This is a genomic window from Microbacterium sp. zg-Y818, from assembly GCF_030246905.1.
Lineage (GTDB): Bacteria > Actinomycetota > Actinomycetes > Actinomycetales > Microbacteriaceae > Microbacterium.
The window spans coordinates 1,765,137-1,791,115 of sequence record NZ_CP126741.1 but is presented as its reverse complement, the minus strand read 5'-3'; the positions used below and the strand labels follow the sequence as shown (position 1 = coordinate 1,791,115).

Genomic DNA, 25,979 nt, shown 5'->3' with positions numbered 1-25,979 from the left:
AAGTCTAGAAACCGTCCGGTCACTCCCGTGTCACCTCGCCGTCGGCCTCTTCCACCGGTGCGTCGGGCGCATCGCGCGCGGGTCCGACTCCGACCGGCACACCGGCCTCGGGATGGTTGACGTCGAATGCCGGGCGCTCGCTGCGGATGCGCGGGATCGAGGTGAAGTTGTGCCGCGGCGGCGGGCAGCTGGTCACCCACTCCAGCGAACCGCCGTAACCCCACGGGTCGTTGACGGTCACCTTCGGTGCCTTGCGCGCCGTGATCCAGACGTTGAGGAAGAACGGGATCATCGAGGCGCCGAGGATCATCGCACCGACTGTGGAGACCTGGTTCTCCCAGGTCCATTCATCGAAGGCGGAGTACTCCGCGTACCGTCGCGGCATGCCGTCGACACCCAGCCAGTGCTGCACGAGGAAGGTCATGTGGAAGCCGATGAACAGCATCCAGAAGTGCACGTAGCCGAGACGCTCGTTGAGCATGCGGCCCGTCCACTTCGGCCACCAGAAGTAGAACCCGGCGAACATCGCGAACACGACCGTGCCGAACACCACGTAGTGGAAGTGCGCCACCACGAAGTACGAGTCAGACAGGTGGAAGTCAAGCGGCGGCGACGCCAGGATCACGCCGGTCAGACCACCGAACACGAACGACACCAGGAACCCGAGAGCGAACACCATGGGAGTTTCGAAGGTGAGTGATCCCCGCCACATGGTGCCGATCCAGTTGAAGATCTTCACCCCTGTCGGCACCGCGATCAGCATCGTCATCAGTGCGAAGAACGGCAGCAGCACCGCCCCGGTGACATACATGTGGTGCGCCCACACCGCCACCGACAAAGCCGCGATCGCGATCGTGGCGTACACCAGCGTCTTGTACCCGAAGATCGGCTTGCGGCTGAACACCGGGAAGATCTCCGACACGATGCCGAAGAACGGCAGCGCGATGATGTACACCTCAGGGTGACCGAAGAACCAGAACAGGTGCTGCCACAGCAGCACGCCGCCGTTCTGCGGGTCGAAGATGTGCGAGCCGAGGATGCGGTCCGACGCCGCCGACAGGATCGCCGCGGCCAGCACCGGGAACGCCAGCAGGATCAGGATGCTCGTGATCAGGGTGTTCCACGTGAAGATCGGCATGCGCCACATCGTCATACCCGGCGCGCGCATCGTGATCACGGTCGTCACGAAGTTCACCGCACCCAGGATCGTGCCGAAACCACTCATGCCCAGGCCCAGCATCCACAGGTTGCCGCCGGCGCCCGGAGTGAAGGTCTCGCTCGCCAGGGGCTGATACGCGGTCCACCCGAACGATGCCGCACCCTGCGGCGTGAGGAAGCCCGACAGCGCGATCAGCGAGCCGAAGAGGAAGAGCCAGAAAGAGAAGGCGTTGAGCCGGGGGAAGGCGACGTCGGGAGCGCCGATCTGCAGCGGCATGATGGCGTTGGCGAAGCCTGCGAACAAGGGGGTCGCGAACAGCAGCAGCATGATCGTGCCGTGCATCGTGAACAGCTGGTTGTACTGCTCCCGCGTCGGCACGATCTGCATGCCCGGCTCGAACAGCTCGGCGCGGATGATCAGTGCCATCACGCCGCCGAGCAGGAAGAACAGCACCGAGGCGATCAGGTACATGTACCCGATGGTCTTGTGGTCGGTGGAGGTGATCCACCGCACCAGCAGGTTCCCCTTCTGCTCGACGCGCGTGGCGGCAAGCAGGGCGGCCTGACGGGGCGGCAGGGTGTCGGGTGGACGCGTGGTCTGCGACACGATGGCTCCTTCCCGCGCTGACGGGCGAGCCGGCGCTGGGGGAACGGTAAGACCGAGCCCGGCGATGCCGGAACGGGATTGCGCGCATCCGGACCGTGACGTATAACCCAACGACATCCGGACAGCGAGAGGGCGGGGGCCGCAAACGCGACCCCCGCCCTCTCACCTGTCGGCTCAGCTGCCCGAGACGTTCTCCCGGCTGTGCTGCGCCTGGTCCTTGACGTCTGCGGCGGCGGACTGCGTCTCGGCCTTGACGGCGTCGACCGACTCGCTCGCGGCATCCTTCACCGCGGTGGCTGCTTCCTGGGCGGGCTCCTTGAGGTTCGCGCCCACTTCCTTCGCGAGGTTGCTCGCTTCGTCCATGAGCGGCTGGGCGGCATCCTTCACATCGGAGGCCATCTGCTTCTCGCGCGATGACGCCGGGACGAGCGACGCTGCGAGCAGGCCGGCACCGAAGGCGATGAGTCCGACGGCGAGGGGGTTGCCCTCCGCCTTCGCCACAACGCGGTCCTTGGCGTCGCCGACGTGGCCCATGGCGGACGAGCCGGCGCCCGACATGGCCGAACCGGTGTCGTCGGCTGCGCCCATGATGCGCTCGCGCACCGATCCGACGGCGCTGCGCACCTTGTCTTTCTGGCGATCGACGATCTTCGACGGCGTCACCTTGTCGGCCAGCGCGTCGACGTCGCCGCCGAGCTCCTCACGCGTCCGCTCGATGTCGGCGCGGATCTGATCCGGGGAATCACTCATCGGTTCTCCTCATTCCTCTTCAGCGTTTCGGGGATCTCCTTGAGGGTCTCCACGGTCTGGGGAGCGCCCTCGACTTCCTTCATCTTGTTGCGGCCGATCACGTAGAGGATCGCCGCGATGACGCCCCACAGCACGGCCACGATGACGCCGGACCAGCCGCCGCCGACCAGCGTTCCCAACGCCCACCACAGGGCGAACGAGAGGAAGAACACCGCCATCAGCGCCGCGTAGCCGGCACCGCCCAGCAGGCCGGCTCCCTTGGCGGTGCGGGTCGCGGACTCCTTGAGTTCAGCCTTCGCCAGGGCGACCTCCTGGCGCATCAGCGTGGAGATGTCGCGGGTCACCTCGCCCAGCAGGTCGCCGAGCGACGTGGTCGCCGCTTTCTGCTCAGATGGTGTGGCGTCGGACATCCTGCTCACCTTCTCCGGGCAGGCCGGGCGTCTGCGTCCCCGTGGACTGCTCGTACAGCGGCGCGTCCATCGGTGCGGCAACGTGTGCCGGCGGAACGGGTGCGGTCGTGCTCACGACTGCGGGTGCAGGCGTCGCGGGGACTGCGGGCATCGAGGCCTGCGCGGACTTCTCGTCCGAGGCGTTCGCCGCGAGGGCGCGCGTGAGGCGACCGACGACGACTCCCGCGATGGCGGCGCCGGCGATGAACATGCCGGGCTTGCGCCGCGCGTAGCTCTTCACCTCGTTGAGGACCGAGCCCGGGTCGCGATCACCGAGCCACGATGCGGCACTCGAGATGCGGTCGGCTGCCTGGTGCACGAGGTCGGCTGCGACTCCGTGCTGGTCGCCGCTGGTCGACATCGACTCCAGTTCGGAGCTCACGGACCGCAGGCCCGACGCGAGGCGCTGCTGCTGCGTGCCCGCCTGCTCCTTCAGCTCGCGCTGTGTCTGCGCGTACAGCTGCTTGGCCTGGGTGCCGGCCTCTCCCAGGACGGTGGAAGCTTCACTCTTGACCGTGCTCGCGACATCCGTCGCCTTCGAGACAGTCGTGTCCTTCAGGTCGCTCGCCTCCGCCTTGGCGGTGTCGACCTTGCCTGATGCGCCGCCGGTGGCGGCACCCGTCGTGGTCGGCGTGCCCGACCCATAACTCTGTGACATGGTTGCCCCTTTCAGGCCGGGAGTTCTCCGGCATCCCCCTTTCTTACGCGGCCCCATCGGCGCGGCTAAGGGCCTTGCGGGATCCAGTGATTAGTGCATCGCACGGGTGAACGCGCGTGTCAACCTACGGGTCCCTGGACGAGACGAGCAGTGCCGATAGGCGAAAATGGAGTCATGCCCAACCCCTTCGACTCCCGCCCCTGGCTCGCCGCCTACGCCCCGGGCGTCCCCGCCGACATCGATGAACCGACGCAGACGCTCACGCAGATGCTCGAGGCCAGCGTGAAGACCCACGCGCGCCGTCCTGCCCTGGAATTCTTCGGCGCGGTGACGACCTACGGGCAGCTGGGGGAGCAGATCGGGCGCGCCGCCGAAGGGCTGCGGCGCCTGGGGGTGAAAAAGGGCGACAGGGTGGCGCTGGTGCTGCCGAACTGCCCGCAGCACGTCGTGGCGTTCTACGCCGTGCTGCGCCTGGGTGCGATCGTGGTCGAGCACAACCCGCTGTACACCGCGCGTGAGCTGCGTCACCAGTTCGAGGACCATGGCGCATCGGTCGCGATCGTCTGGGACAAGGTTCTGGACACGGTCGCGGACTTCCCGAAGGACGTCCGTCCCGGCCGCATCGTGAGCGTCGACATGACCACGTCGCTGCCCCTCGCCAAGCGCGTCGCACTGGCGCTGCCGATTCCGAAGGCCCGCACGTTGCGCGCCCAGATGACCACGACCCCCAAGCTCCGCCACCCCTACCGGTGGGACCAGCTGCTCGACCACCGTCGGGTGTCGTCGCGCGTCCCCGGTCCGGCGGTCGAGGACATCGCGGTGCTGCAGTACACCAGCGGAACCACGGGCTCTCCGAAGGGGGCGATCCTCACCCACGCGAACCTTCGCGCCAACGCCATGCAGGGTCGTGCCTGGGTGCCGGGCCTGGTGGACGGTGAGGAGACGTTCTACGGGGTGCTGCCGCTGTTCCACGCGTACGGCATGACACTCTGCCTCACCTTCGCCATGAGCATGGGGGCGAAGCTGGTGCTCTTCCCGAAGGTGGACATCGGACTGATGACCGATGCCGCGCGCAAGAGCCCGCCGACCTTCCTTCCGGGGGTGCCCCCGATCTACGACCTGCTCTCCCGCGCCGCTGAGCGAGGCACCATCGACCTGTCCACGGTGCGCTTCTCGATTTCGGGGGCGATGAGCCTGCCGGTGGCGACGGTGAGCCGCTGGGAGGAGGCCACCGGCGGCCTGCTGGTCGAGGGGTACGGGATGACGGAATCCTCACCCGTCGCTGTGGGCAACCCGATGGGGCACAGCAGGCGCCCCGGCACGGTGGGGGTGCCGTTCCCCAGCACCGAGATCCGGGTCGTCGACCCGGAAGATCCGGAAACGGACCGGCCGCTGGGGGAGTCCGGCGAGCTGCTCGTGCGTGGCCCTCAGGTGTTCCAGGGCTACTGGGGTCGTCCGCAGGAGTCGGCCGCCGCGCTGATCGACGGCGGGTGGCTGCGCACCGGCGACATCGCGTCGGTGTCGGCCGACGGCTTCGTGACGATCGTCGACCGGCTCAAGGAGCTGATCATCACCGGCGGGTTCAACGTCTCGCCCACTGAGGTGGAAGACACGCTGCAGTCCCATCCCGACATCGAGGCTGCGGCCGTCGTCGCCATGCCGCGCCCGCACGGCGGCGAGGAGGTCGCCGCGGCCGTGGTGCTTCGCGACGGCGCGACACTCGACGTCGAGGGCCTGCGGGACTACTGCCGCACCCGGCTGGCCGCGTACAAAGTGCCCAAGCGCATCGTCCAGATGGACGACCTGCCACGCTCCCTCATCGGCAAGGTGCTGCGACGCGAGGTGCGGGAGCAGATGCTGGCCGGCTGAGAGAATTATGGCCCCGGCGGGAAGCCTTCCCACCGGGGCCTGCAGCTGAGGCCGGGAGGCGCTGATGACCCGAACATCAACGCCTCAACCGGGGTCTCTCGAACTGACGGGATCAACGCTACGCGGGCACTTCCCGCCCGGCTGGACCTTGACGCGCACCCCCGCTTCTGGTACGCCCTGCGACCGGCCTCCCGGCGGCATCCGGTTGTATACTGGCTATACCCCGAGGGGGTATCCAGGATGCGACGAGGAGCGATCATGACGACGAGCGAGTACCAGGTGACGGGAATGACGTGCGGCCACTGCGAGGCGGCAGTGCGCAGCGAGGTCGCGAAGATCTCGGGCGTCGACGACGTGCAGGTGAGCGCGCAGACCGGTCGGCTCGTGGTGTCGGCGGGCGCTCCTGTCTCGGACGCCGATGTGATCGCCGCCGTCGACGAGGCCGGGTACGCCGCCTCCCGCGCCTGAGGGAGGACGACCCACGATGACGACCCTCGGCGCTGACCAGACCCGCTTCGAGCTCGAGATCGGCGGCATGACCTGCGCGTCGTGCGCCGCCCGCATCGAGAAGAAGCTCAACCGTCTCGACGGCGTGTCGGCCACGGTCAACTACGCCACCGAGAAGGCCCTGGTCACCGGTCCCGCGGGCCTCGCGGCGGCCACGCTGATCGCCGAGGTGGAGCGCACCGGCTACACCGCGGCGCTGCCGGCGCCGCCACAGGAGACCGAGCGCGACGCAGGCGACACGGATCCGGAGCTGGCGAACCTGCGTCACCGTCTGCTGGTGTCGACCGCCCTCGCGGTGCCGGTGATCCTCATGTCGATGATCCCGGCGCTGCAGTTCCCCAACTGGCAGTGGCTGTCGCTGGTGCTCGCCGCCCCCGTGGTGGTGTGGGGGGCATGGCCATTCCACCGCGCCGCGTGGATCAACCTGCGCCACGGCGCCGCGACGATGGACACCCTGATCAGCCTGGGCACCTCCGCCGCCCTGGCATGGTCGCTGTACGCGCTGTTCTTCGGCACGGCGGGCATGCCGGGCATGACTCATCCGTTCTCGTTCACGATCGGCACCGCGGATGCTTCGGGTGACATCTACCTCGAAGTGGCAGCCGGCGTGACCATGTTCGTGCTCGCAGGGCGCTACGTCGAGAAGCGGGCCAAGCGGCAGGCCGGGGCGGCGCTGCGCGCCCTACTGGAGCTCGGGGCGAAGGATGTCACCGTGCTCCGCGACGGCGTGGAGGGCCGCATCGCCATCGGCGACCTGCGGGTCGGTGACGAGTTCGTCGTGCGGCCGGGGGAGAAGATCGCCACCGACGGCGTCGTCATCGCCGGATCGTCGGCCGTGGACGAGTCGATGCTGACGGGGGAGTCCCTGCCCGTGGAAGTCGGCGCTGGGGACGCCGTTACCGGCGCGACCGTCAACGCCGGCGGCCGCCTGATCGTCCGCGCCACTCGCGTGGGCGGGGACACCCGGTTGGCGCAGATGGCCCGCCTGGTCGAGCAGGCCCAGTCCGGCAAGGCCGACGTGCAGCGACTGGCCGACCGCATCTCGGGCGTCTTCGTTCCCATCGTCATCGTCGTCGCCCTCGCCGCGCTCGCGGGGTGGCTCATCGCGGGGTTCCCCGCGAGCTCGGCGTTCACCGCCGCCGTGGCGGTGCTGATCATCGCCTGCCCCTGCGCGCTGGGACTCGCGACGCCGACGGCACTGCTGGTGGGCACCGGCAGAGGTGCTCAGCTCGGCATCCTCATCAAGGGTCCCGAGGTGCTCGAGTCCACCCGCCGCGTCGACACGATCGTGCTGGACAAGACCGGCACCGTCACGACCGGTCAGATGAGCGTCGTCGACGTCGTGGCAGCCGAGGGCGAGGATGCCGACGAGGTGCTGCGCCTGGCCGGCGCCGTCGAGCACGCCAGCGAGCACCCGATCGCGCAGGCGATCGCCGCCGCCGCGGCGCGGGTCGGCGGTCTTGATGCCGTGGAGGACTTCCGCAGCTCCGCCGGCGCGGGGGTGGCGGGCGTCGTCGACGGGCATGCCGTGGTCGTGGGCCGCAGCGGGCTGCTCGACGAGTGGGCGCTTCACCCGGGAGATGACGTCCAGGCCGCTGCCGCAGCGGCCTTCTCGCGGGGCCAGACCGCGGTGTTCGTCGCGTGGGATGGGCGCGTGCGGGGGGTCGTGGTGGTGGCCGACCGTCCGAAGACCACGAGCGCCGCCGCCGTCGCGCAGCTGCGACGGCTGGGGCTGACCCCTGTGCTGCTCACCGGAGACAACACCGCCGTCGCGCGGCACATCGCCGCCGAAGTCGGCATAGACGAGGTCATCGGCGACGTGCTGCCGGCCGACAAGGTGGCCACGGTCGCGCGACTGCAGGCCGAGGGCAAGGTGGTTGCAATGGTGGGTGACGGCGTCAACGACGCCGCGGCACTGGCGCAGGCCGACCTCGGCATGGCCATGGGGACGGGCACGGATGCCGCGATGGAGGCAGCCGACATCACGCTCGTCCGCGGTGATCTCGTTGCGGCGGCCGACGCCGTGCGCCTGTCACGCCGCACCCTGCGCATCATCAAGTCGAACCTGTTCTGGGCCTTCGCGTACAACGTCGCCGCCATCCCGCTGGCCGCGTTCGGCCTGCTCAATCCCATGCTCGCGGGCGCGGCGATGGCGCTGTCGAGCGTCTTCGTGGTGGGGAACAGCCTGCGGCTGCGCAGCTTTCGCCCGCTCTCGCCCGCACCCGCCGATCCGAAGTGAGGAACCCGTCATGACCACCGTCGAACACGACGCCCACGACGCCCACGTGCACGGATACATCACCGACAAGGAGAGGTACCTCAAGCGACTCAAGCGCATCGAGGGCCAGGCCCGGGGCGTGCACAAGATGATCGACGACGAGAAGTACTGCATCGACATCCTGACGCAGATCAGCGCGCTGACCAGCGCCCTCAATTCCGTCGCCGTTGGCCTGCTCGAAGATCACCTGAAGCACTGCGTCGTCGATGCCGCGCGCCTGGGCGGTGACGAAGCCGACGCGAAGGTCGCCGAGGCGACGGCCGCCATCGCGCGTCTCGTTCGCTCCTGATCGGCAGGATCAGGCCCGCGGCAGCACGCCCACTCCGTCGCGCCGATCGAACACCAGGTGCGTCTCTGTGGAGCGCACGCTCGGGTGCACCGTGATGTGCTCGAGCACGAGGTCCCGCAGCGCGTGGGCGTCGGCGGCGGCCACGTGCAGCACGAAGTCGTCCTCGCCGGCGACGTGGAAGACCTCGATGACGCCGGGGATGTCCGTGAGCGCCTGGAAGAGCTCGGTGACGCCGCTCTTGGTGTGACTGCCCAGGCGCACGTTGACGATGGCCCGCAGGGGAAAGCCCAGCGCGGCGGTGTCGACCCGGGCGCGGGTGTCGACGATGAGCCCGCGCTGCCGCAGCATGCGCACGCGGTGGGCGCAGGTGGACTCCGCCAGGTGCAGGCGGTGGGCGAGCGCCTTGTTGGTGACGTCCGCCCGTGTGCTGAGTTCGGCGAGGATCGCCCGGTCGATGTCGTCGATCTCGTCGACGTCGGGTTGGGATCTGACCAACGGTGCGTCCTTCCTGACGGGTGCCGAGGCACGAAACACGGGATCTTCGACTCGGTGCGGCACATTCTGCGGCGATGCCGCGTGTGTGCGGTGATTCCCGCATCATATGGGCATGGACCTCTCTCACCGGCATCCCGACACCGCCGCCGTCCACGCCGGACGCGCCGACCTGGGCGCGCTGGGGGTGCACGCCCTCCCGCTGGACCTGTCGACCACCAATCCGCTGCCCGATGTGGAGCGCGGCGGCGACTCGTACGAGACCCTCGCCACCGGGGGCCGACCCACGGCGGAGGACAGCTTCGTCTATGCCCGGCTGTGGAACCCCACCGTCGCGCGCTTCGAGGATGCGCTCGCCGAACTCGAGGGGGCCGAGGCTGCGGTCGCCTTCTCGACCGGCATGGCTGCCGTGACGGCGGCGATCCTCGCGCACACCCAGGCGGTGGGTCGCCCGCATGTCGTCGCGGTGCGGCCGCTCTACGGAGGCACCGATCACCTGCTGGCGGGCGGCCTGCTGGGCACAGAGGTCACCTTCTGCAACGAGGCCGACGTGGCCGGTTCCCTGCGCGCCGACACCGGGCTCGTCATCGTGGAGACCCCGGCCAACCCCACGCTCGACCTCGTCGACATCGCCGCTGTGGTCGAGGCCGCCGCCGGCGTGCCGGTGCTGGTCGACAACACCTTCGCCACTCCGGTGCTGCAGCAGCCGCTCGCACTGGGGGCCGCGATGAGCCTGCACAGCGGCACGAAGTACCTGGGCGGGCACGGGGACACGATGGCCGGGGTCATCGCCTGCTCCGAGCACACCGCGCAGGCGCTGCGGCGGGTGCGGGCGATCACGGGCGCGCTCCTGCATCCCCTCGGTGCGTACCTGCTGCACCGGGGTCTCGCAACGTTGCCGCTGCGCGTGCGTGCCCAGCAGGAGAGCGCCGCCCGCATCGCCGCGTGGCTCCAGACGCACCCCGCCGTCGGGCGAGTGCACTACCCGGGGCTCGAGGAGGACCCGCGCGGACTCATGGGGCGTCAGCTGCGCGGTGGTGGTGCCATGGTGGCCTTCGAGATGCGCGGCGGGTACCCGGCCGCCGCCGCCGTCGCCGAAGGTGTGGAGCTCTTCACCCACGCGGTGTCGCTCGGCGGCGTCGACTCGCTCATCCAGCATCCGGCAGCGCTCACGCACCGGCCCGTTGCGGCCGAGGCCCGTCCGTCGGCGGCGGTGCTGCGCGTGTCGATCGGGCTCGAGCACGTCGATGACCTCGTGGCCGACCTCGACCGGGCACTGCGCGCGGCCGAGGGCGCCGAAGCGGTGGCGGACGCCGAGGTCGCCCTGCAGGTCTGAGGAACACGTGGACGCAGAATGCCCCGGACCGGGTCCGGGGCATTCTGCTGTGGGCTAGGGCTGGAGACTCAGTCCTGGGCGTACCGCATCACGATGCGGCCTTCGATCTTGCCCTCTTCCATGCGGTGGAAGATGTCGTTGATGTCGTCGAGCTTCTCGACGGTGATGGTCGGGTGGATCTCGCCGCGGGCGAAGAAGTCCAGCGCCTCGACCATGTCCTGGCGGGTTCCGACGATCGAGCCGCGGATCGTGATCGCCCGCAGCACCGTGTCGAAGATGTCCGCGGGGAACTGCCCCGGGGGGAGCCCCACGAACACGACCGTGCCGCCGCGACGGCTCATGCCGGTGGCCTGCCCGAACGCCTGCGGGTGCACGGCGGTGACGAGCACGCCGTGGGCGCCGCCGGTGCGCTCCTGGATCTCGGCGATCGGGTCAGTCTTGGCCGCGTTGACCGTGATCTCGGCGCCGTGGCGGCGGGCGAGGAAGAGCTTGTCGTCGTCGATGTCGACGGCGGCGACGCGCATGCCCATCGCGCGGGCGTACTGCACGGCGATGTGGCCGAGGCCACCGATGCCGGAGATGACGACCCACTCGCCGGGCTTGACCTCGGTCATCTTCAGGCCCTTGTAGACCGTGACACCGGCGCACAGGATCGGGGCGACCTCATCGGGGTCGACGCCGTCGGGGATGCGGGCGGCGAAGCGCTCGTCGACGAGCATGTACTCGCCGAAGCTGCCGTCGATGGAGTAGCCGCCGTTCTGCTGTTCGGGGCACAGGGTCTCCCAGCCCTTGCGGCAGAACTCGCACACGCCGCAGGCGCTCCAGAGCCACGCGTTGCCCACCTTATCGCCGACGGCGAGCGTGGTGACGCCTTCGCCCAGCGCGACGACCTCGCCGTAGCCCTCGTGGCCGGGGATGAGATCGGACTTCGGGGGCACGGGCCAGTCACCGCGGGCGGCGTGCAGGTCGGTGTGGCAGACGCCGCTGGTGATGACGCGGACCAGAGCCTGGCCAGGGCCGGGGGTGGGGATCGGCACCTCGGTGACGCTCAGTGGCTGGTCGGGAGCGGTGACGACGGCCGCACGCATGAGGCCGTCCGGAACGATGCCGCGGCCGGCGTTCTCGGCCGCGTTCGTCATCGTCGTCATGACAATCACTTCCTTCGGACGGACGGTCGCCGTCCCTCGGCCAAAAATCATAGCGCTATGGTCAGACCACAGCAAGGGCCGCAAGAAAAGCGGCGACCCCCGCGGAGGATCGCCGCTTTCCTCGGGTCGCTCAGGCCGTCTGTCCGGAGTGCTCGCCCTCGGCGATCTCCTCGACCACCTTGGCGTTGAAGGCGGGCAGGTCGTCGGGGGTGCGGCTGGAGACCAGCCCGGCATCCACGACCACTTCCTCGTCGACCCACGACGCGCCGGCGTTGCGCAGATCGGTCTTCAGGCTCGGGTAGCTGGTGATCGTGCGTCCGCCGAGCACGTCGGCGTCGGCGAGGATCCACGCGCCGTGGCAGATCACGCCGACCGGCTTGTGCTGGGCGAAGAAGTCGCGGGCGAAGGCCACCGCCGCTTCGTCCATGCGCAGGTCGTCGGCGTTGACGACTCCGCCCGGAAGGACGAGTGCGTCGAAGTCCGCAGCCTGTGCCTCTGACACCGAGAGGTCGACCGTCTGCTCATGGCCGTTCTTGCCGGTCACGGACCCGTCTGCGGGGGAGACCAGCGTCGCTGCGGCGCCGGCCTGGGTCACCGCCTGCCACGGGGAGGTCAGCTCGCTGTCTTCGAAGCCGTCGGTCAGCAGGAACGCCACGCGCTTGCCGGTGATGTCCTCGGTCATGTCGTCGTCCTTTCGTCGGTGCGCCGGGACTGCCCCCGGCGCGCATTCCACGGTAAGGACGACCGGCGGCGGGTGGCGCGGGCTTGCGCATGCGGCGCAGGTGACCTACAGCGGGGCTAGTGTGGAGCGCATGGCCACCACCCCGAACGCGCCCCTGACCCAGCCCCTCGCACCCGTCGCCGAGGAGAAGAACCTGCTGCCCCTCGCCGAGGAGAGCTCCTCGTGCTGCGGCGGCAGCTCGTGCTGCGGCAGCTGACCCGCGCTCTTTAGCGGTCGTCGCCCCAGTCCTCGGTCCCGGGGGCGTCGGTGGGTTCCGGCTCGAGTTCGCCCTCGTGTCCCTTCGCCGGGGACGGGCTGACCAGTTCCTCTTCGGGGATCTTCTTCAGCGCATCGATCTCTTCGCGCAGCTCGTCCAGCTGCGCCCGGTCGGCGTCGTCGGGAGTGTGGTTCATGCCGACACCCTACCCGCGGGCGGACGTAGGCTGAACGGATGACCATGGGCATGGGCGGCGGCGGACCGCGCGGCGGATTCCGCGGCGTCGACGAGTCCGCACAGCGGCGCATCAACGCCCAGGCCCCCCGCATCCCCGGCCTCGGCCGGCGGGTGGTGGAGCTGTTCCGGCCCTACCGCGCACGCATCGCGGTCACCGGCCTGCTGGTGATCCTGGGCTCGGCGCTGGCGGTCGTCCCGCCGCTTCTGGTGCAGCGGGTGTTCGACGACGCGCTGTTCCCGACCGACGGCTCGGGGCCGGACCTCTCGCTGCTCCTTCGTCTGGTCGCCGTCATGATCGGGCTCTTCCTGGCGTCGGCCGGGGTCAACGTCCTGCAGACGTGGCTGACCGCGACGGTGGGCAACCGCGTGACCGGCGACCTGCGGGTGCGATTGTTCGACCACCTGCAGGCCATGGAGCTCGCCTTCTTCACCCGCACCAAGACCGGTGTCATCCAGTCGCGCCTGCAGAACGACGTCGGCGGCGTCTCGGGGGTCCTCACCAATACCGTCACGAGCATCCTCGGCAACGCGGTGACGGTCGTGGCCTCGCTCGTGGCGATGATCATCATCGACTGGCGCCTGACGATCGTCGCCGTCGTGCTCATGCCTGCGCTGGTGCTCGTGCAGCGCAAGGTCGGTCAGGTGCGTGCGCGCATCGCGGGGGAGACGCAGGAGTCGCTGTCGGAGCTGACGGCGATCACGCAGGAGACCCTGAGCGTCTCGGGCATCCTGCTGTCGAAGTCGTTCAACCGGCAGCGCACCGAGTCTGCCCGCTACCGCGCCGAGAACGGCAATCAGGTCGTGCTGCAGGTGCGCCGGGCGATGAGCGGCCAGGGCTTCTTCGCCGTCGTGCAGGTGCTCATGGCGAGCGTGCCCGCCGTGATCTACCTCGTCGCGGGCTACCTCATCGTCGGAGGAAGTCCCGACATCACCGCCGGCACCATCGTCGCCTTCACCACGGTGCAGGCGCGGCTGCTGCAGCCGCTCACCGGCCTCATGCGCGTGGCGCTCGATCTGCAGACCTCCTCGGGGCTCTTCGCGCGCATCTTCGAATACCTCGACCTCACGCCGGCGATCGGCGACGCCCCCGACGCCGTCGACGTCGCGCAGGGGCCGGGGCCGCTGGGACGGGTGGAGTTCCGCGACGTCGTCTTCCGCTATCCGGATGCCACGGGCGACACCCGACCCACGCTGAACGGCGTCTCGTTCGTCGCGGAACCCGGGCAGCACGTCGCCTTCGTCGGCCCCTCGGGGGCAGGAAAGACCACCGTGCTGTATCTCGCGCCGCGGCTCTACGAGGCCTCGGACGGCACCGTGCTCTTCGCGGGCACCGATGTGCGCAGGCTCCGCCACGAGTCGCTGATCGACCAGGTCGGGATCGTGTCGCAGGAGACCTACCTCTTCCACGCCACGATCCGGGAGAACCTTCGCTACGCCAAGCCCGACGCCACTGACGAGGAGCTCGCTGCCGCGTGCGCCGCGGCGAACATCGACCACATCATCAGCGGCTTCCCCGCCGGCTACGACACGGTCGTCGGTGAGCGCGGCTACCGGCTCTCCGGCGGTGAGAAACAGCGCATCGCCATCGCCCGCGTGCTGCTGAAGGACCCGCCCGTGCTGCTGCTGGACGAAGCGACCTCGGCGCTGGACACCGTCTCGGAGCGCGTGGTGCAGGACGCCCTGGATGCCGCCGCCCGCGGCCGCACGACCCTGTCGGTGGCCCACCGGCTCTCGACGGTGATCGGTGCGGACGTGATCCACGTCGTCGAGGCTGGGCGCATCGTGGAGTCGGGCACCCACCGGGAGCTGCTGGCCGCCGGCGGGCTGTACGCCAAGCTCGCCGCCGAGCAGGTCGCCGCCTCCCGGGTGCTCGAGACCGAAGAGTCCATCGCGCGGCGCGTGGAGTAGCCCGCGCCCGCGGCCCGCGCGGCTCAGAACAGCAGCGCTGCGGCGGCCAGCCGTGCCGTGCGGTCGTCCAGCGGGGCGTGCGCGCCGCCGCGCGCCCAGACCTCGCGGACGAAGGCGCCGAGCGCGCGCCGATAGGCATCGTCGGGGTGGATGCGGGCGATCTCCACGAGCGGGGGGAGGTCCATCGAGAGGATGAGCTGCACGCGGGCGCGCACCGCGGCATCGTGTCCGCCGGCGGCGAGCACCTCGAGGCCTTCGGTCATGGCGGAGAGGTAGTCCCGCAGCACTGGCAATGCGCTCTTGCCCTGGGTGATCGACGAGCCGTCCGCGCGCTCGCGCCAGTGCACCACGACGTCGGGCACCGTGTCGAACCGGCGCGCGCGGCTGTACATCTGCTGCGCGACGATCTGGTCCTCGTACAGGCGCCCGTCGGGAAAGCGCAGCCCGGCGCGTCGCCAGAAGTCGGTGCGGCTGACCTTGGACCAGGCCACGATGTTGCCCGACGCCTCGGGGTGCGCCTCGATCGTCGTGCCGCGGCGCGCCGGGTCGGTGGCAGCCGCGACCCACGGCTGCACGAGCCCGGCGGCGTACTCTCCCGTGGCATCCGGACGCAGGCGCACGTAGGCGCCCACAGCGAAGTCGCTTCCGGTCTCGTCGAGCACGCCGACGAGCCTCTCCAGGGCCGTCGGGGTGAGCACGTCGTCAGCGTCGAGGAAGCCGAGGTAGGGGGTCTCCACGAGGGCGACGCCGGTGTTGCGGGCGGTGCTGAGGCCCCGGCGCTTCTCGTGGCGCACGAGGCGGAAGCGCGGGTCGGTTGCTGCAGCGGCGGCGAAGATCTCGCCGGTGGCATCGGTGGCGGCGTCGTCCACGAGGATCGCCACCCAGTTCGTCAGGGTCTGCCCGCGGAGGGACTGCAACGCCTCCTCGGCGTAATCGGCGACGTCGAACCCGGGCACGATGACGGTGATCGCGGCTCTCACGTGCCTGATCGTACCGCCGCGACCGATGAGGCGACGGCCGCGGACAGTGCCGCCGGGTCGGGGACGGGGCCGTGCCCGAAGGTGAAGCGCACCGCCGTCTGCGCGACCTCGGGCGCGATGCCGAGGGCCAGGAGCACGTGCGACGGCTCGTCGCTGCCGGCGGCGCAGGCTGACCCGCTGGAAGTCACGATGCCGCGGCGCTCGAGCTGCAGCAGCACCGCTTCGCCGCTCGCCCCGGCGAAGGTGAAGCTCGCGCTGCCCGGAAGGCGGCGGACGCGGTGGCCGGTGAGCTGGGCGCCGGGGACGGTCGACAGCACCGCCTCGATGAAGGCGTCGCGCACCGCGGCGACCCGTGCTGCGGCATCCGCCCGTTCCGCCTCGGCCATCTCCAGCGCGACAGCGAGCCCCACGGCGCCGGCGACGTTCTCGGTGCCGCTGCGGCGGCCGCGCTCCTGACCACCGCCGTGCACGAGCGGCTCGAGCGGGACGCGGCCGCGCACGGCGAGGACGCCCGTGCCCTGCGGGGCGCCGACCTTGTGCCCCGCGATCGACAGGGCATCGGCGCCGGTGCCGGCGAGGGGAAGCCACCCCGCGGCCTGCACGGCGTCGAGGTGCAGCGGTACGCGGTGCGCGGTGCAGACGGCCGCGAGCGCTGCGGCATCCTGCACCGTGCCGACCTCGTTGTTGGCATAGCCGATCGACACGACGGCCGTGCGGGGACCGATGGCCTGGGCGAGCCGATCGGGGTCGATGAGGCCGGTTGCGTCGACGGGGAGGAGGATGACCTCCGCACCGTGCAGGCGTTCCAGGTAGTCGCACGACGCCAGGACCGACTCATGCTCGATGGCGGTCGTGATCACCTGGCGTCTCTGGGGGTCGACGTTGCGGGCGCCCAGGGCGATGCCCTTGACCGCCAGGTTGTTGGCCTCGGTGCCGCCGGCAGTGAAGACGACGTCGGCCGGGCGCATGCCCAGCACCCGCGCGACGCGGGAGCGCGCATCGGCGAGTGCGCCGGCGGCCGCCTCGCCGACGGTGTGGTGGCTCGACGGGTTGCCGAATCCGTGCGTGAGAAAGGGCTCCATCGCCTCGAGCACCGCGGGGCGCACGGGCGTCGTCGCGGCGTGATCGAGGTAGAGGAGCGACACGTCAGGCCTCGAGGGCGATGTCGAGGCCGAGATCCAGGGCCCGCGCCGAATGGGTGAGCGCGCCCACCGAGATGACGTCGACCCCCGTCTCGGCGATGGCCCTGACGGAGTCGAGGGTGACCCCGCCGGATGCCTCCACCGTCGCCCTGCCCGCGATGATCTCGACGCCTGCGCGCAGCATGTCGAGCGTGAAGTTGTCGAGCATGACCGTGCCGACGTCGGCGGCGAGCACCGCTTCGATCTGGTCGATGCTGTCGACCTCGACCTCGACGTGCGCCGTGTGCGGCAGCTGGGCGATCGCGCCCTGCAGGGCCGCGGTCACGGACACGCCCTTCTGCCGCAGCACGGCGAGGTGGTTGTCCTTGACCATGACGGCATCCGACAGCGAGAAGCGGTGGTTGTGGCCGCCGCCGTTGCGCACGGCGTGGCGCTCGAAGGCGCGCAGTCCCGGCGTCGTCTTGCGGGTGTCGGCGATGCGGGCGCCGGTGTGGGCGACTTCGGCGACGTAGAGCGCGGTGAGGGTGGCGATGCCGCTCATGCGCTGCACGAAGTTGAGCCCCACCCGCTCGGCGGTGAGCACGGCCCGTGCCGGACCGGTGACGACGGCCAGCGTGTCACCCGCCGCGAACAGCTCGCCGTCCTCGACCCGCAGTGACACGTCGCAGCGGGGGTCGGTGAGGCGGAAGGCGGCCTCGAAGACGTCGCCCCCCGAGAACAGGCCCTCTTCGCGGGCGACCAGCGCGGCGCGGGCCGTCGCGGTGTCGACGATGAGGCTCTCGCTCGTGAGGTCGCCCCATGGTGCGTCCTCGTCGAGGGCTGCGCGGACGGTGCGGTCGATGACGGTGCGGGTGAGCATCACACGGCTCCTTGGGTGACGAGGGCGGGAACGGCGTCCCGCCGGTGGTGAGCCCCGACCGATGCGGTGCGGGCATGGGCGGCGGCGACGAGGTGCTCGGCAACGAGCAGCAGGTTCGCGTCCTCGTGCTCAGCGGCGGTGCGGGGCTCGCGCGCGTCGGCGCGCCAGCCCGCGAGGACGGATGCCGCGTGGGCGAGCCCGGGCTCGTCGCGCTCGAGGCCCGCCGCTTGCCACATCAGCCGCTGCAGCGCCCCACGGGTGAACGCAGGGAGCGCGGCGGCTGCGGGCGTGGCCGTGGCGATGGTCGTCGCGGCGGCGGTGGGAGCCGAGGCGGGCCAGGGGAGGCGGGCGTCGCCGGCGATCACGTCGCCGGCGCGGGCGCCGAAGACGGCTCCCTCCAGCAGCGAGTTCGACGCCAGCCGGTTGGCCCCGTGCACGCCGGTGCGGGCGACCTCACCCACGGCGTAGAGCCCGGGCACGCTGGTGCGGCCGTGCAGATCGGTGTCGATGCCGCCCATCAGGTAGTGCGCCGCCGGGGTCACCGGGATCGGCTCGCGCGCCCAGTCCCAGCCGCGGGCGCGGACGGCGGCGTCGATCGTGGGGAAGCGCTCGGCGAGGAACGCGGCGGTCGCTCCCGGAGTGGGTCGGATGCCGGTGGCATCCAGACGCACGGGTCGGCCGTTCTGCGCCGTCACCTGCCGGGCGATGGCCCGGGCGACGACGTCCCGCGGCGCGAGCTCGCCGTCGGGGTGCGCGTCGAAGGCGAACCGGCGGCCGTCGTCGTCGATCAGCACCGCGCCTTCGCCGCGGACAGCCTCGGACACGAGGAACGGCTCATCGCCGGGGAGGACGGTGGGGTGGAACTGGACGAACTCGAGGTCGCTGACCGCGGCGCCGAGGCGGAGAGCCGCGGCGATGCCGTCGCCGGTGGCCACCGGAGGGTTCGTCGTGTGCGCGTACAGCCGGCCCACCCCGCCCGTGGCGAGCACGACCGCATCGGCGTGCAGGCGCAGCGGGTCGGGGACGGCGCGCCCCGCCCCGCCTGCGGCACCGGCTGCCGGCGCCGGTGCTGTGCGCGCCACATCGATTCCGGTGACGCGACGCGGGGTCTGCACGACGCCGAGGAGGAACGCGTGCTCGATGACCCGCAGGCCGGCGGCGCGCACCGCACGCACGAGCGCGTGCTCGATGGCCCGGCCGGTGGCATCGCCGCCGGCGTGCACGATGCGCGGGTAGGAATGCGCGGCCTCGCGACCCTTGCGGAAGGCGCCGTCGGCGTCGCGGTCGAAGGCGACCCCGAGTTCCACGAGCTCCCCGATCCGCAGGGCGCCCTCGGTGGCCAGCACCCGCACCGCGGCGGGGTCCGAGAGCCCGGCCCCGGCGGCGAGGGTGTCGCGGATGTGCGCGTCGACGCTGTCGTCGGGGAACAGCACGCCGGCGATGCCGCCCTGCGCGAACCGGGTGTTGGTGTGCCCGAGCACGTCCTTCGTCACGAGGGTCACCGTGCACCCCGCAGCCCGGGCGTGCAGCGCCGCGGCGAGGCCGGCGATGCCGGAGCCCACCACGACGACGGTGGTCACGGCCGTTCCTGTGCGGACGCGGGTGGCTTCGCGGCGAGCATGCGCTCCAGCGCCACCCGGGCGGGGTCGGCGACGTCCTGCGGCACCGTGATGCGGTTGACGACGGTGCCGGCGACGAGGGACTCGAGCACCCAGGCGAGGTAGCCCGGGTGGATGCGGTACATGGTCGAGCACGGGCAGACCACGGGGTCGAGGCAGAAGATCTCGTGCTGCGGGTGCTCCGCCGCCAGGCGCCTGACGAGGTTGATCTCGGTGCCGACGGCGAAGGTCGTGGGACCGGGCGCGGCCTGGATCGCCTTGCGGATGTAGTCGGTGGACCCGGCCTCGTCTGCGGCATCCACGACGGGCATGGGGCACTCCGGGTGCACGATCACGCGCACGCCGGGGTGCTCGGCGCGGGCCTTGTCGATCTGCTCGACGGTGAACCTGCGGTGCACCGAGCAGAAGCCGTGCCACAGGATCACCCGGCTGTCCTGCAGGGTTGCGGCATCCGTCCCGCCCCAGGGCTTCGTCGGATTCCACATCGGCATCTGCTCGAGCGGCACGCCCATGGCCTTGGCGGTGTTGCGGCCGAGGTGCTGATCGGGGAAGAACAGCACCCGCCGTCCCCGCTCGAAGGCCCATTCCAGCACGGTGCGGGCGTTGGACGAGGTGCAGACGATGCCGCCGTGGCGGCCGACGAATCCCTTGATCGCGGCGGAGGAGTTCATGTATGTCACCGGGATCACCGGCACGCGTCCGTCGGCGCCGGCCGCGGACATGTCCCCGAAGACGTCCTCGAGCTGCTCCCAGCACTCCTCGACCTGGTCGATGTCGGCCATGTCGGCCATCGAGCACCCGGCGGCGAGGTTGGGCAGGATCACTGCCTGGTCGGGCTGTGAGAGCAGGTCGGCGGTCTCGGCCATGAAGTGCACGCCGCAGAAGACGATCGCCTCGGCCTCGGGGTGCGCCTTGGCGGCCCCGGCGAGCTGGAACGAGTCGCCCACGTAGTCGGCGTGGCGCACGACCTCGTCGCGCTGGTAGAAGTGGCCGAGCACCACGACGCGCGCGCCGAGGGCGAGCTTGGCGGCGCGGATGCGCAGGTCCAGCTGCTCGTCGGTGGCGTCCCGGTACTCGGCGGGAAGCTCGCCCTGCCGCGGTGCGCCGGTGGGGATGACGTCGCCCATCGACGCGCCGGGCCCGTAGCCGGGCCGGGTGTCGAACTCCCAGGGTCCGGCGGCGAGGTCGGTGTTGCAGGTGGCGCCGGGGGCGACACCCGAGACGATGGCCTGGATCTCGACGTCGACGCTCGGGGAGGCGATGGGCCGGCCCGCCGCGGGGCGCGGCTGCAGAGTCAGTGGGGTGGGGGTCATGACGGTGTCCTTCAGCGGGGGAGGGGGCCGCGATCGGCCAGTTCGACGTCGTGGTTGTAGCGGTACAGCCGCGCCGGGCGGTGGCTGCCGGTGCGGAAGTCGTCGGTGGGGATGAGGGTGCCCGACGTGTCGACCTGACGGCGGAAATTCGCCGGGTCCAGCCGGCGCCCGAGGATCGCCTCGTAGACCTCCCGCAGTTCGGCCAGGGTGAACTCCGCCGGCAGCAGGCCGTGCGCGATGCGGCTGTAGCCGACCTTGTTGCGCAGGCGCCACAGGGCGTAGTCGACGATCTGGGCATGGTCGAAGGCGAGGGGAGGGAGGGATGCCGCGTCGAACCACGCGACGTTGTGCTGTGCTTCGGCGGCATCCGCCTCGTCGGGGCGCACCAGGGCCCAGTAGACGATGGAGATGACCCGGCTGGGTGAACGGTCCACGTCGCCGAACGCGTAGAGCTGCTCGAGGTAGCTGGGGGCGAGCCCTGTCGTCTCGGCGAGGGTGCGCGCCGCTGCGGCGTCGAGGTTCTCGGCGACGTCGAGCCACCCGCCGGGGAGCGCCCAGCGCCCTTCGTACGGGTCGCGGGTGCGTTTGACCAGCGGCAGCACCACGGCGGCCCGCTCGTCGCCGGCAGTGCGGCGCAGGCTGAAGATCACCGTCGAGACGGCGACGCGGATGCCGGGCGTTCGTGTCATCATGACCCTAACTGTGTGCTGGCGATCTTAGTGTCGAGATGACCTGAACCGCAACCGCCCCCGGACGGGCGTCATCACAGGCGAGTCCCCTACGCTGACGGTTTCGGGGGAGGGCGCGCATGATCGTCGACATCGTGGTGATCGCGGTGCTCGTGGTCGCACTCGTGATGGGAATCCGCAGCGGGCTGCTCGCCGGGGTCGGCGCCCTGGTGGGCCTCGCGGTGGGAGCGCTCGTGGCCTACTGGGTGGTGCCGATGGTCCTTCCGGCGCTCAGCGACGTGCTTCCCTCGCCGGGATGGCGCAGCGTGGCGGTCATCGTCGGCACTCTCGCTTTCGTGGGACTCGCCGCGGGACTGGGGTCGGCCCTCGGCTCGATCGGACGCCGGGGAGTCGACCGCATACGACTCGGATGGCTCGAGCGCGTGCTCGGCGGCGCCCTGAGCGTCGTGGTCGCGGCGCTCGCGGTCTCGCTCGTCGCCCAGACCGTGGTGGTCTCGGGTAATCCGCTGCTGTCCACGATGGTGTCGTCCTCGCGTCTCGTGCGCACGATCGACACCCTGACCCCGCCGCCGGTCGACGCCGCCCTCGCCCAGGTGCGCGGCGCCTTCCTGGAGGAAGGGCTGCCCCGGCTCGGCGACCTGTTCGGCCCGAGCGTCGTGCTCGATCCCGCAGCGCCCGCGCCCGAGCTCGCGCTGGACGATCCGCGCCTGCAGGCGGCGGCGCAGGCGGTGGCCCGCATCTCAGGGGTGGCGTACGCGTGCGGCACCAGCTCGACGGGGACGGGCTTCGTCGCCGCGGACGATCGCATCGTGACCAATGCCCACGTCGTCGCAGGGGTCACCGACCCGGTGGTGGAGCTGCCGGACGGGACGGTCCGGCAGGGGCGGGTGGTGTACTTCGACGCGGCGGACGACCTCGCCGTCATCGCCGTCGCCGACATCGAGGTCGCGCCGCTCACCATCGCCGCCACACTCACCACCGGCGACGAGGCGATCGTGCAGGGCTACCCCTTCGGCGGCCCCTTCTCGATGGGCGGTGCCCGCGTGCTGTCGGTCGGTGCGGTGGAGGTCCCCGACATCTACGAGACCTCGTCGTCACCGCGCGAGATCTACGCCCTGTCCGCCTCGGTGCGCCCCGGCAACTCGGGGGGACCGCTGCTGACGCCCGGGGGAGAGGTGGCCGGCGTTGTGTTCGCCCGCGCGGAGTCGGGGGAGGACATCGGATACGCCATGACGCCGGCCGAATTCGCCCCGGTCGTGGATCAGGCGCCGTCGCTCACGCAGCCGGTGTCGACGGGTTCCTGCGCGCAGTGACGCCGCTCATCGCCACGCAGGCGATCCTCAACCCTTGACGGCACCGGCCATGACACCGGCTACGAGCTGCCTGCCGAGGAACACGAACGCGACGAGCAGAGGCAGCGCGATGAGGAAGACGCCCGACATGATGAGGGCGTGATCGGCCGTGAACGCGCCGCTCAGCTGCGGGATCACGAGCGGGAGCGTCTTCTGGCTGCGCAGGACCACCGACGGCCAGAAGAAGTCGTTCCATGAGCCGACGAAGGTGAACAGCGCCAGTGTGGCTGCCGCCGGCCGTGCTGCCGGGAGGGCGATCGACCAGAACGTGCGGAAGACCGTCGCGCCGTCGACGCGCGCCGCCTCGATGAGCTCGTAGGGCAGCGCCTCCTTGAGGTACTGCGTCATCCAGAACACCCCGAACGCCGTCACGAGGCTCGGCACGATCAGAGCGGTGAGCGAGTCGATCCACCCGAACTCGTTCATCATGATGAACATGGGGACGGTGCCCAGCTGCATCGGGATCGCCAGCGTCGCGATCACGAAGACATAGAGGGCGTTGCGGGCGCGGAATCCCAGCTTGGCGAAGGCGAACCCGGCGAGGGTCGAGAAGAAGACGGTCGCGGCCGACACGAGCACGGCGACGATGAGCGAGTTGGCGAACGACGTCCAGAAGTCGATCTGGTGATTCGAGATGATCGCGCCGATGTTGGCCAGGAGGTTCGGGCCTGGCACGAGACGCGGCAGCGCCGACTGCGCGATCTCCAGCCGCGTCGACGAACCCAGGATCGCGGCGTAGTAGAGCGGGAAGATCGACGCCACGACGACCACCGACAGGAGCCCGTAGGTGACCCAGCCGGGCCGGCGGCCACCCGAGTCGTCGCTTGGCCTGCTGAGGTTGACCGGCTTTCCCTTCGCCGCGCGCCGCTCTGCATACTTCTTGGCCCCCGGGCCGGAGATGTTCTCGATCAGCGCGGTGCTCATCGCTGGGATCCTTCCGTGAGGGTGGGGCGTTCGGCGTGGGTGGTGGGGGCGTTGGCCTCGGCACGCACCTGCGCGACGAGCTTCTTCGCTGCCGCACGGGAGGCCCGCGTCGGCCTGGAGCCGCTGTCGGCGATCGCGCGGGTGAGGAAGAAGTTCAGCAGGGTGAAGACGATGATCACGAGCGCGAAGAGCCACGCGACGGCGGCGGCCTGGCCCATGCGGTCCTGCCAGTCGCCGAAGCCGAGGTTGAACAGGTACAGGACGGTGGTCAGCCACTGGTCATCGGAGCCGCCCTGGCCCGTGCCGCCGCTCCCGCTGCCGTCGAAGACGCGCGCCTCGTCGAAGACCTGCAGACCGCCGATGGTCATCGTCAGGATGACGAAGATCATCGTGGGGCGGATGCTCGGGATCGTCACCGAGAAGAACTGTCGGGCCCGGCCGGCGCCGTCGATTGTGGCCGCCTCATAGAGATCCCGCGGCACGGCCTGCATCGCGGCGAGGAAGATCAGCGCGTTGTACCCGGTCCAGCGGAAGACGATCATCGTCGCGATCGCAACATGGGAGAGGAACCGGTTGTGGAAGAAGGGGGAATCCACGTCGGTGAACCACCCGAGGTCGTGCAGCAGCGGCGTGACGAGCCCGAACTGCCCGAAGACCTGCGAGAAGATCATCGCCGAGGCCACGGGCATCACCACGAACGGGATGAGGATGCTCATGCGCCAGAAGGTCTTGGTGCGCAGGTTCTGATCGAGAATCGCCGCGATCAGCAGCGACAGGATCAGCTGCGGCACGAGCGCCAGCACGAAGATCGAGAACGTGTTCTGCAGCGAGGTCCAGAACGCCGGCTGGTTGAGGACCCAGGCGAAGTTGTCGAGCCCGACGAACTCGCCCTGGCCGAGGCGCCGGTCCCACTCGTGCAGGGCGACCCAGATGTTGAAGATGATGGGGAAGAAGCCGAAGACCGCGAAGCTGAGGAAGAACGGCGAGATGTAGAGGTAGGGCGAGACCTTGATGTCCCACCTCGACAGCTTGCGGGAGAATCCGACGCGGCGCGGCGCCGGCGTGAGGGGTGTCATGTCTCGGCCTCTTTCATTCATCGTCGAATTCCGAAATGCCGCCCTGGCCCGGCGTGAGGAGGCCGGGCCAGGGCAGCGATGAGGGGTGATCAGTCGGTCAGGCCGAGGGCGTCGAACTCCGACACCGTCGACTTCCACGCGGCCGAGGTGTCCTCGTTGCCGGTCTCGATGCGACGGATGCCGTCCATCACCAGCGTCTGGATGCCGGCGAAGTTCACGCCGCGGTATCCGCCGGCCGCCTTGTCGCCTGCCGACTCGGCCAGAGCGGCGTAGATGCCGCCGGTGGGCTGGTCTCCGAAGAACTCGTTCGGTGTCTCGGAGACCGTCGGGTCCGCCATGGCGTCCAGCTGCGAGGGGAACTGGCCGTTCAGCAGGAACATCTCCACGGCCGCGTCGGGTGAGGTGAGGAAGTCGGCGAGCTCCGTGGCCGCCTCGGTGTTGTCACCGGTGGCCGGCACCGCGAAGAACGAGCCGCCCCAGTTGCCGCCGCCGTCGGGGAAGATCTCCGCGATCTGCCAGCCCTCCAGGCCGGCTGCGTTCTCCGCGATGATGCCCGTCGCCCACGCGGGGGTGATGACCGTGGCCCACCGGCGCGCCTGGAACCCGGCGTCCCAGTCGGCATGCCCGATGCCGACCCCGGCCGAGACGCCGTCTTCGGCGGCCTGGCCGAACAGGGTGAACAGGTCCTCGATGTCGGTGTTGTCGGCCAGCGGCATCGCGTCGCCGCTGTCGGGGTCCTCGAAGGCGCTCGGCAGCTGGTTGATCGCAGCCTGGAAGGCGGTGCTGGTCGAGTCGATCCAGGCGGCGTCAGAGACCCCGGTGAACTGCCGGCCGGCGTCGAGGAACGATTCCCACGTGGCATCCTCGCCGCCGATGAACTCCGTGAACCCGGCAGGGTCTGCGGGCAGGCCCGCAGCCTGCATCAGGGTGGAGTCGTAGGCGATCGCCAACGGACCGATGTCCATGCCGTAGCCCTTGATCTCGTCGCCCACCGAGCCCTGGGAGACCTTCCAGTCGACCCACCGGTCCTCGACGGCCGGCAGCGTCACCCAGTCCTCGGGAACGGCCATCATCTCGGTCCACCAGTCGAGCTCGACCAGGTGCACGTCGGACAGTCCCGCACCGTTGGACCCGAGTCCGTTGCGCAGCACGGTCTGGGCAGAGGCGCCGTCGGCGAAGGAGTTGATCTCGACGGCGATGCCGGTCTCCTCGGTGAACTGCTCGAGAAGGGTCTCCGGGATGTCGACCCAGGTCGCGATCGTCAGCGCGTCGGGCGAGTCGCCGCCGTCCTCGCCGCCGCCCGCGCTGCATCCGGAGGTCACGAGCGCAGTGGTGGCGATGAGCGCGACGAACGCTCCGGTCTTGCGGGTGAATCTCATCATCGAGTCCTTTCGTGTGGAT

General features: G+C 70.4%; 25 protein-coding genes. 8 read left to right on the top strand and 17 right to left on the bottom strand.

Annotation, left to right across the window (positions count from 1 at the left end; genetic code table 11):
• Positions 1–19: 19 nt before the first annotated feature.
• The 4 genes from ctaD to QNO21_RS08330 form a co-directional block, all read right to left on the bottom strand.
• The gene (gene ctaD / locus QNO21_RS08345) at positions 20–1,714 is read right to left on the bottom strand and encodes an aa3-type cytochrome oxidase subunit I (RefSeq protein WP_374211411.1); all 1,695 of its coding nucleotides are present in this window, start codon (positions 1,712–1,714) and stop codon (positions 20–22) included.
• Between the two features lie 225 nt (positions 1,715–1,939).
• Positions 1,940–2,515, bottom strand: a complete 576-nt coding sequence (locus tag QNO21_RS08340; RefSeq protein WP_257519219.1) for a DUF3618 domain-containing protein — start codon at positions 2,513–2,515, stop codon at positions 1,940–1,942.
• Positions 2,512–2,925, bottom strand: coding sequence for a phage holin family protein (locus QNO21_RS08335; RefSeq protein ID WP_257519218.1), 414 nt, complete (start codon positions 2,923–2,925; stop codon positions 2,512–2,514). The genes QNO21_RS08340 and QNO21_RS08335 overlap by 4 nt, the downstream gene beginning before the upstream one ends.
• Positions 2,903–3,622 (bottom strand): hypothetical protein, encoded by a 720-nt coding sequence (locus QNO21_RS08330; protein ID WP_257519217.1) that lies wholly within the window; start codon positions 3,620–3,622, stop codon positions 2,903–2,905. The genes QNO21_RS08335 and QNO21_RS08330 overlap by 23 nt, the downstream gene beginning before the upstream one ends.
• A 174-nt stretch (positions 3,623–3,796) precedes the next feature.
• Between QNO21_RS08330 and QNO21_RS08325 the strand changes: the two genes are divergently transcribed.
• From QNO21_RS08325 to QNO21_RS08310, 4 genes are all read left to right on the top strand, one after another.
• Positions 3,797–5,491, top strand: coding sequence for a long-chain-fatty-acid--CoA ligase (locus QNO21_RS08325; RefSeq protein ID WP_257519216.1), 1,695 nt, complete (start codon positions 3,797–3,799; stop codon positions 5,489–5,491).
• 258 nt (positions 5,492–5,749) lie between these two features.
• A complete protein-coding gene (locus QNO21_RS08320; protein WP_257519215.1) occupies positions 5,750–5,959 on the top strand; it encodes a heavy-metal-associated domain-containing protein in 210 nt (69 codons plus the stop codon).
• Positions 5,960–5,975: 16 nt separating this feature from the next.
• Positions 5,976–8,237: a heavy metal translocating P-type ATPase gene (locus QNO21_RS08315; RefSeq protein ID WP_257519214.1), complete on the top strand. Its 2,262-nt coding sequence runs from the start codon at positions 5,976–5,978 to the stop codon at positions 8,235–8,237.
• Between the two features lie 10 nt (positions 8,238–8,247).
• Positions 8,248–8,565, top strand: coding sequence for a metal-sensitive transcriptional regulator (locus QNO21_RS08310; RefSeq protein WP_257519213.1), 318 nt, complete (start codon positions 8,248–8,250; stop codon positions 8,563–8,565).
• Between the two features lie 9 nt (positions 8,566–8,574).
• Here the strand turns inward: QNO21_RS08310 and QNO21_RS08305 are convergent, their stop codons facing one another.
• The gene (locus QNO21_RS08305) at positions 8,575–9,060 is read right to left on the bottom strand and encodes an Lrp/AsnC family transcriptional regulator (protein ID WP_257519212.1); all 486 of its coding nucleotides are present in this window, start codon (positions 9,058–9,060) and stop codon (positions 8,575–8,577) included.
• A gap of 112 nt (positions 9,061–9,172) precedes the next feature.
• Here QNO21_RS08305 and QNO21_RS08300 point away from each other — a divergent pair, with 112 nt between their 5' ends.
• Positions 9,173–10,393 (top strand): trans-sulfuration enzyme family protein, encoded by a 1,221-nt coding sequence (locus QNO21_RS08300; protein WP_257519211.1) that lies wholly within the window; start codon positions 9,173–9,175, stop codon positions 10,391–10,393.
• 68 nt (positions 10,394–10,461) lie between these two features.
• Here QNO21_RS08300 and adhP read toward each other — a convergent pair whose 3' ends face one another.
• Positions 10,462–11,481, bottom strand: coding sequence for an alcohol dehydrogenase AdhP (gene adhP / locus QNO21_RS08295; RefSeq protein WP_257513730.1), 1,020 nt, complete (start codon positions 11,479–11,481; stop codon positions 10,462–10,464).
• 190 nt (positions 11,482–11,671) lie between these two features.
• Positions 11,672–12,223 carry a type 1 glutamine amidotransferase domain-containing protein gene (locus tag QNO21_RS08290; protein WP_257519210.1) on the bottom strand — a complete coding sequence of 184 codons (552 nt, stop codon included), beginning with the start codon at positions 12,221–12,223 and terminating at the stop codon, positions 11,672–11,674.
• Between the two features lie 130 nt (positions 12,224–12,353).
• Here QNO21_RS08290 and QNO21_RS08285 point away from each other — a divergent pair, with 130 nt between their 5' ends.
• Positions 12,354–12,479, top strand: coding sequence for a hypothetical protein (locus QNO21_RS08285; RefSeq protein WP_257513715.1), 126 nt, complete (start codon positions 12,354–12,356; stop codon positions 12,477–12,479).
• Between the two features lie 10 nt (positions 12,480–12,489).
• On the opposite strand, the gene QNO21_RS08280 is transcribed toward QNO21_RS08285, so the two are convergent.
• Positions 12,490–12,675: a hypothetical protein gene (locus QNO21_RS08280; protein ID WP_257513714.1), complete on the bottom strand. Its 186-nt coding sequence runs from the start codon at positions 12,673–12,675 to the stop codon at positions 12,490–12,492.
• A 38-nt stretch (positions 12,676–12,713) separates the two neighbouring features.
• Here QNO21_RS08280 and QNO21_RS08275 point away from each other — a divergent pair, with 38 nt between their 5' ends.
• Positions 12,714–14,624, top strand: coding sequence for an ABC transporter ATP-binding protein (locus QNO21_RS08275; RefSeq protein WP_257519209.1), 1,911 nt, complete (start codon positions 12,714–12,716; stop codon positions 14,622–14,624).
• A 23-nt stretch (positions 14,625–14,647) separates the two neighbouring features.
• Here QNO21_RS08275 and QNO21_RS08270 read toward each other — a convergent pair whose 3' ends face one another.
• The 6 genes from QNO21_RS08270 to QNO21_RS08245 are packed head-to-tail and all read right to left on the bottom strand — an operon-like array spanning position 14,648 to position 21,226.
• Positions 14,648–15,604 carry a glycosyltransferase family 2 protein gene (locus QNO21_RS08270; protein WP_257519208.1) on the bottom strand — a complete coding sequence of 319 codons (957 nt, stop codon included), beginning with the start codon at positions 15,602–15,604 and terminating at the stop codon, positions 14,648–14,650.
• Positions 15,601–16,749, bottom strand: coding sequence for a cysteine desulfurase family protein (locus QNO21_RS08265; protein ID WP_257519207.1), 1,149 nt, complete (start codon positions 16,747–16,749; stop codon positions 15,601–15,603). Before QNO21_RS08265 ends, QNO21_RS08270 begins: the two co-directional genes overlap by 4 nt.
• Before the next feature lies 1 nt (position 16,750).
• The gene (gene nadC / locus QNO21_RS08260; RefSeq protein WP_257519206.1) at positions 16,751–17,605 is read right to left on the bottom strand and encodes a carboxylating nicotinate-nucleotide diphosphorylase; all 855 of its coding nucleotides are present in this window, start codon (positions 17,603–17,605) and stop codon (positions 16,751–16,753) included.
• Positions 17,605–19,185, bottom strand: a complete 1,581-nt coding sequence (gene nadB / locus QNO21_RS08255) for an L-aspartate oxidase (protein ID WP_257519205.1) — start codon at positions 19,183–19,185, stop codon at positions 17,605–17,607. Before nadB ends, nadC begins: the two co-directional genes overlap by 1 nt.
• On the bottom strand, positions 19,182–20,537 hold the full coding sequence (nadA, locus tag QNO21_RS08250) for a quinolinate synthase NadA (protein WP_257519204.1): 1,356 nt from the start codon (positions 20,535–20,537) through the stop codon (positions 19,182–19,184). The genes nadB and nadA overlap by 4 nt, the downstream gene beginning before the upstream one ends.
• Positions 20,538–20,548: 11 nt before the next feature.
• Positions 20,549–21,226, bottom strand: coding sequence for an NUDIX hydrolase (locus tag QNO21_RS08245; protein ID WP_257513728.1), 678 nt, complete (start codon positions 21,224–21,226; stop codon positions 20,549–20,551).
• Positions 21,227–21,345: 119 nt separating this feature from the next.
• Here QNO21_RS08245 and QNO21_RS08240 point away from each other — a divergent pair, with 119 nt between their 5' ends.
• A complete protein-coding gene (locus QNO21_RS08240; RefSeq protein ID WP_257519203.1) occupies positions 21,346–22,539 on the top strand; it encodes a MarP family serine protease in 1,194 nt (397 codons plus the stop codon).
• A 27-nt stretch (positions 22,540–22,566) separates the two neighbouring features.
• Here QNO21_RS08240 and QNO21_RS08235 read toward each other — a convergent pair whose 3' ends face one another.
• The 3 genes from QNO21_RS08235 to QNO21_RS08225 form a co-directional block, all read right to left on the bottom strand.
• Positions 22,567–23,502: a carbohydrate ABC transporter permease gene (locus QNO21_RS08235; protein ID WP_257513707.1), complete on the bottom strand. Its 936-nt coding sequence runs from the start codon at positions 23,500–23,502 to the stop codon at positions 22,567–22,569.
• The gene (locus QNO21_RS08230; protein WP_257519202.1) at positions 23,499–24,578 is read right to left on the bottom strand and encodes a carbohydrate ABC transporter permease; all 1,080 of its coding nucleotides are present in this window, start codon (positions 24,576–24,578) and stop codon (positions 23,499–23,501) included. Before QNO21_RS08230 ends, QNO21_RS08235 begins: the two co-directional genes overlap by 4 nt.
• Positions 24,579–24,667: 89 nt before the next feature.
• On the bottom strand, positions 24,668–25,957 hold the full coding sequence (locus QNO21_RS08225) for an ABC transporter substrate-binding protein (RefSeq protein WP_257519201.1): 1,290 nt from the start codon (positions 25,955–25,957) through the stop codon (positions 24,668–24,670).
• Between the last annotated feature and the right edge of the window lie 22 nt (positions 25,958–25,979).

Bases quoted from the DNA above. Each gene is read 5' to 3' on its own strand.
- QNO21_RS08340 (WP_257519219.1), bottom strand. From the start codon at position 2,515: ATGAGTGATTCCCCGGATCAGATCCGCGCCGACATCGAGCGGACGCGT.
- QNO21_RS08335 (WP_257519218.1), bottom strand. From the start codon at position 2,925: ATGTCCGACGCCACACCATCTGAGCAGAAAGCGGCGACCACGTCGCTC.
- QNO21_RS08330 (WP_257519217.1), bottom strand. From the start codon at position 3,622: ATGTCACAGAGTTATGGGTCGGGCACGCCGACCACGACGGGTGCCGCC.
- QNO21_RS08325 (WP_257519216.1), top strand. From the start codon at position 3,797: ATGCCCAACCCCTTCGACTCCCGCCCCTGGCTCGCCGCCTACGCCCCG.
- QNO21_RS08320 (WP_257519215.1), top strand. From the start codon at position 5,750: ATGACGACGAGCGAGTACCAGGTGACGGGAATGACGTGCGGCCACTGC.
- QNO21_RS08315 (WP_257519214.1), top strand. From the start codon at position 5,976: ATGACGACCCTCGGCGCTGACCAGACCCGCTTCGAGCTCGAGATCGGC.
- QNO21_RS08310 (WP_257519213.1), top strand. From the start codon at position 8,248: ATGACCACCGTCGAACACGACGCCCACGACGCCCACGTGCACGGATAC.
- QNO21_RS08300 (WP_257519211.1), top strand. From the start codon at position 9,173: ATGGACCTCTCTCACCGGCATCCCGACACCGCCGCCGTCCACGCCGGA.
- adhP (WP_257513730.1), bottom strand. From the start codon at position 11,481: ATGCGTGCGGCCGTCGTCACCGCTCCCGACCAGCCACTGAGCGTCACC.
- QNO21_RS08290 (WP_257519210.1), bottom strand. From the start codon at position 12,223: ATGACCGAGGACATCACCGGCAAGCGCGTGGCGTTCCTGCTGACCGAC.
- QNO21_RS08285 (WP_257513715.1), top strand. From the start codon at position 12,354: ATGGCCACCACCCCGAACGCGCCCCTGACCCAGCCCCTCGCACCCGTC.
- QNO21_RS08280 (WP_257513714.1), bottom strand. From the start codon at position 12,675: ATGAACCACACTCCCGACGACGCCGACCGGGCGCAGCTGGACGAGCTG.
- QNO21_RS08275 (WP_257519209.1), top strand. From the start codon at position 12,714: ATGACCATGGGCATGGGCGGCGGCGGACCGCGCGGCGGATTCCGCGGC.
- nadC (WP_257519206.1), bottom strand. From the start codon at position 17,605: ATGCTCACCCGCACCGTCATCGACCGCACCGTCCGCGCAGCCCTCGAC.
- nadA (WP_257519204.1), bottom strand. From the start codon at position 20,537: ATGACCCCCACCCCACTGACTCTGCAGCCGCGCCCCGCGGCGGGCCGG.
- QNO21_RS08245 (WP_257513728.1), bottom strand. From the start codon at position 21,226: ATGACACGAACGCCCGGCATCCGCGTCGCCGTCTCGACGGTGATCTTC.
- QNO21_RS08240 (WP_257519203.1), top strand. From the start codon at position 21,346: ATGATCGTCGACATCGTGGTGATCGCGGTGCTCGTGGTCGCACTCGTG.
- QNO21_RS08235 (WP_257513707.1), bottom strand. From the start codon at position 23,502: ATGAGCACCGCGCTGATCGAGAACATCTCCGGCCCGGGGGCCAAGAAG.
- QNO21_RS08230 (WP_257519202.1), bottom strand. From the start codon at position 24,578: ATGACACCCCTCACGCCGGCGCCGCGCCGCGTCGGATTCTCCCGCAAG.
- QNO21_RS08225 (WP_257519201.1), bottom strand. From the start codon at position 25,957: ATGAGATTCACCCGCAAGACCGGAGCGTTCGTCGCGCTCATCGCCACC.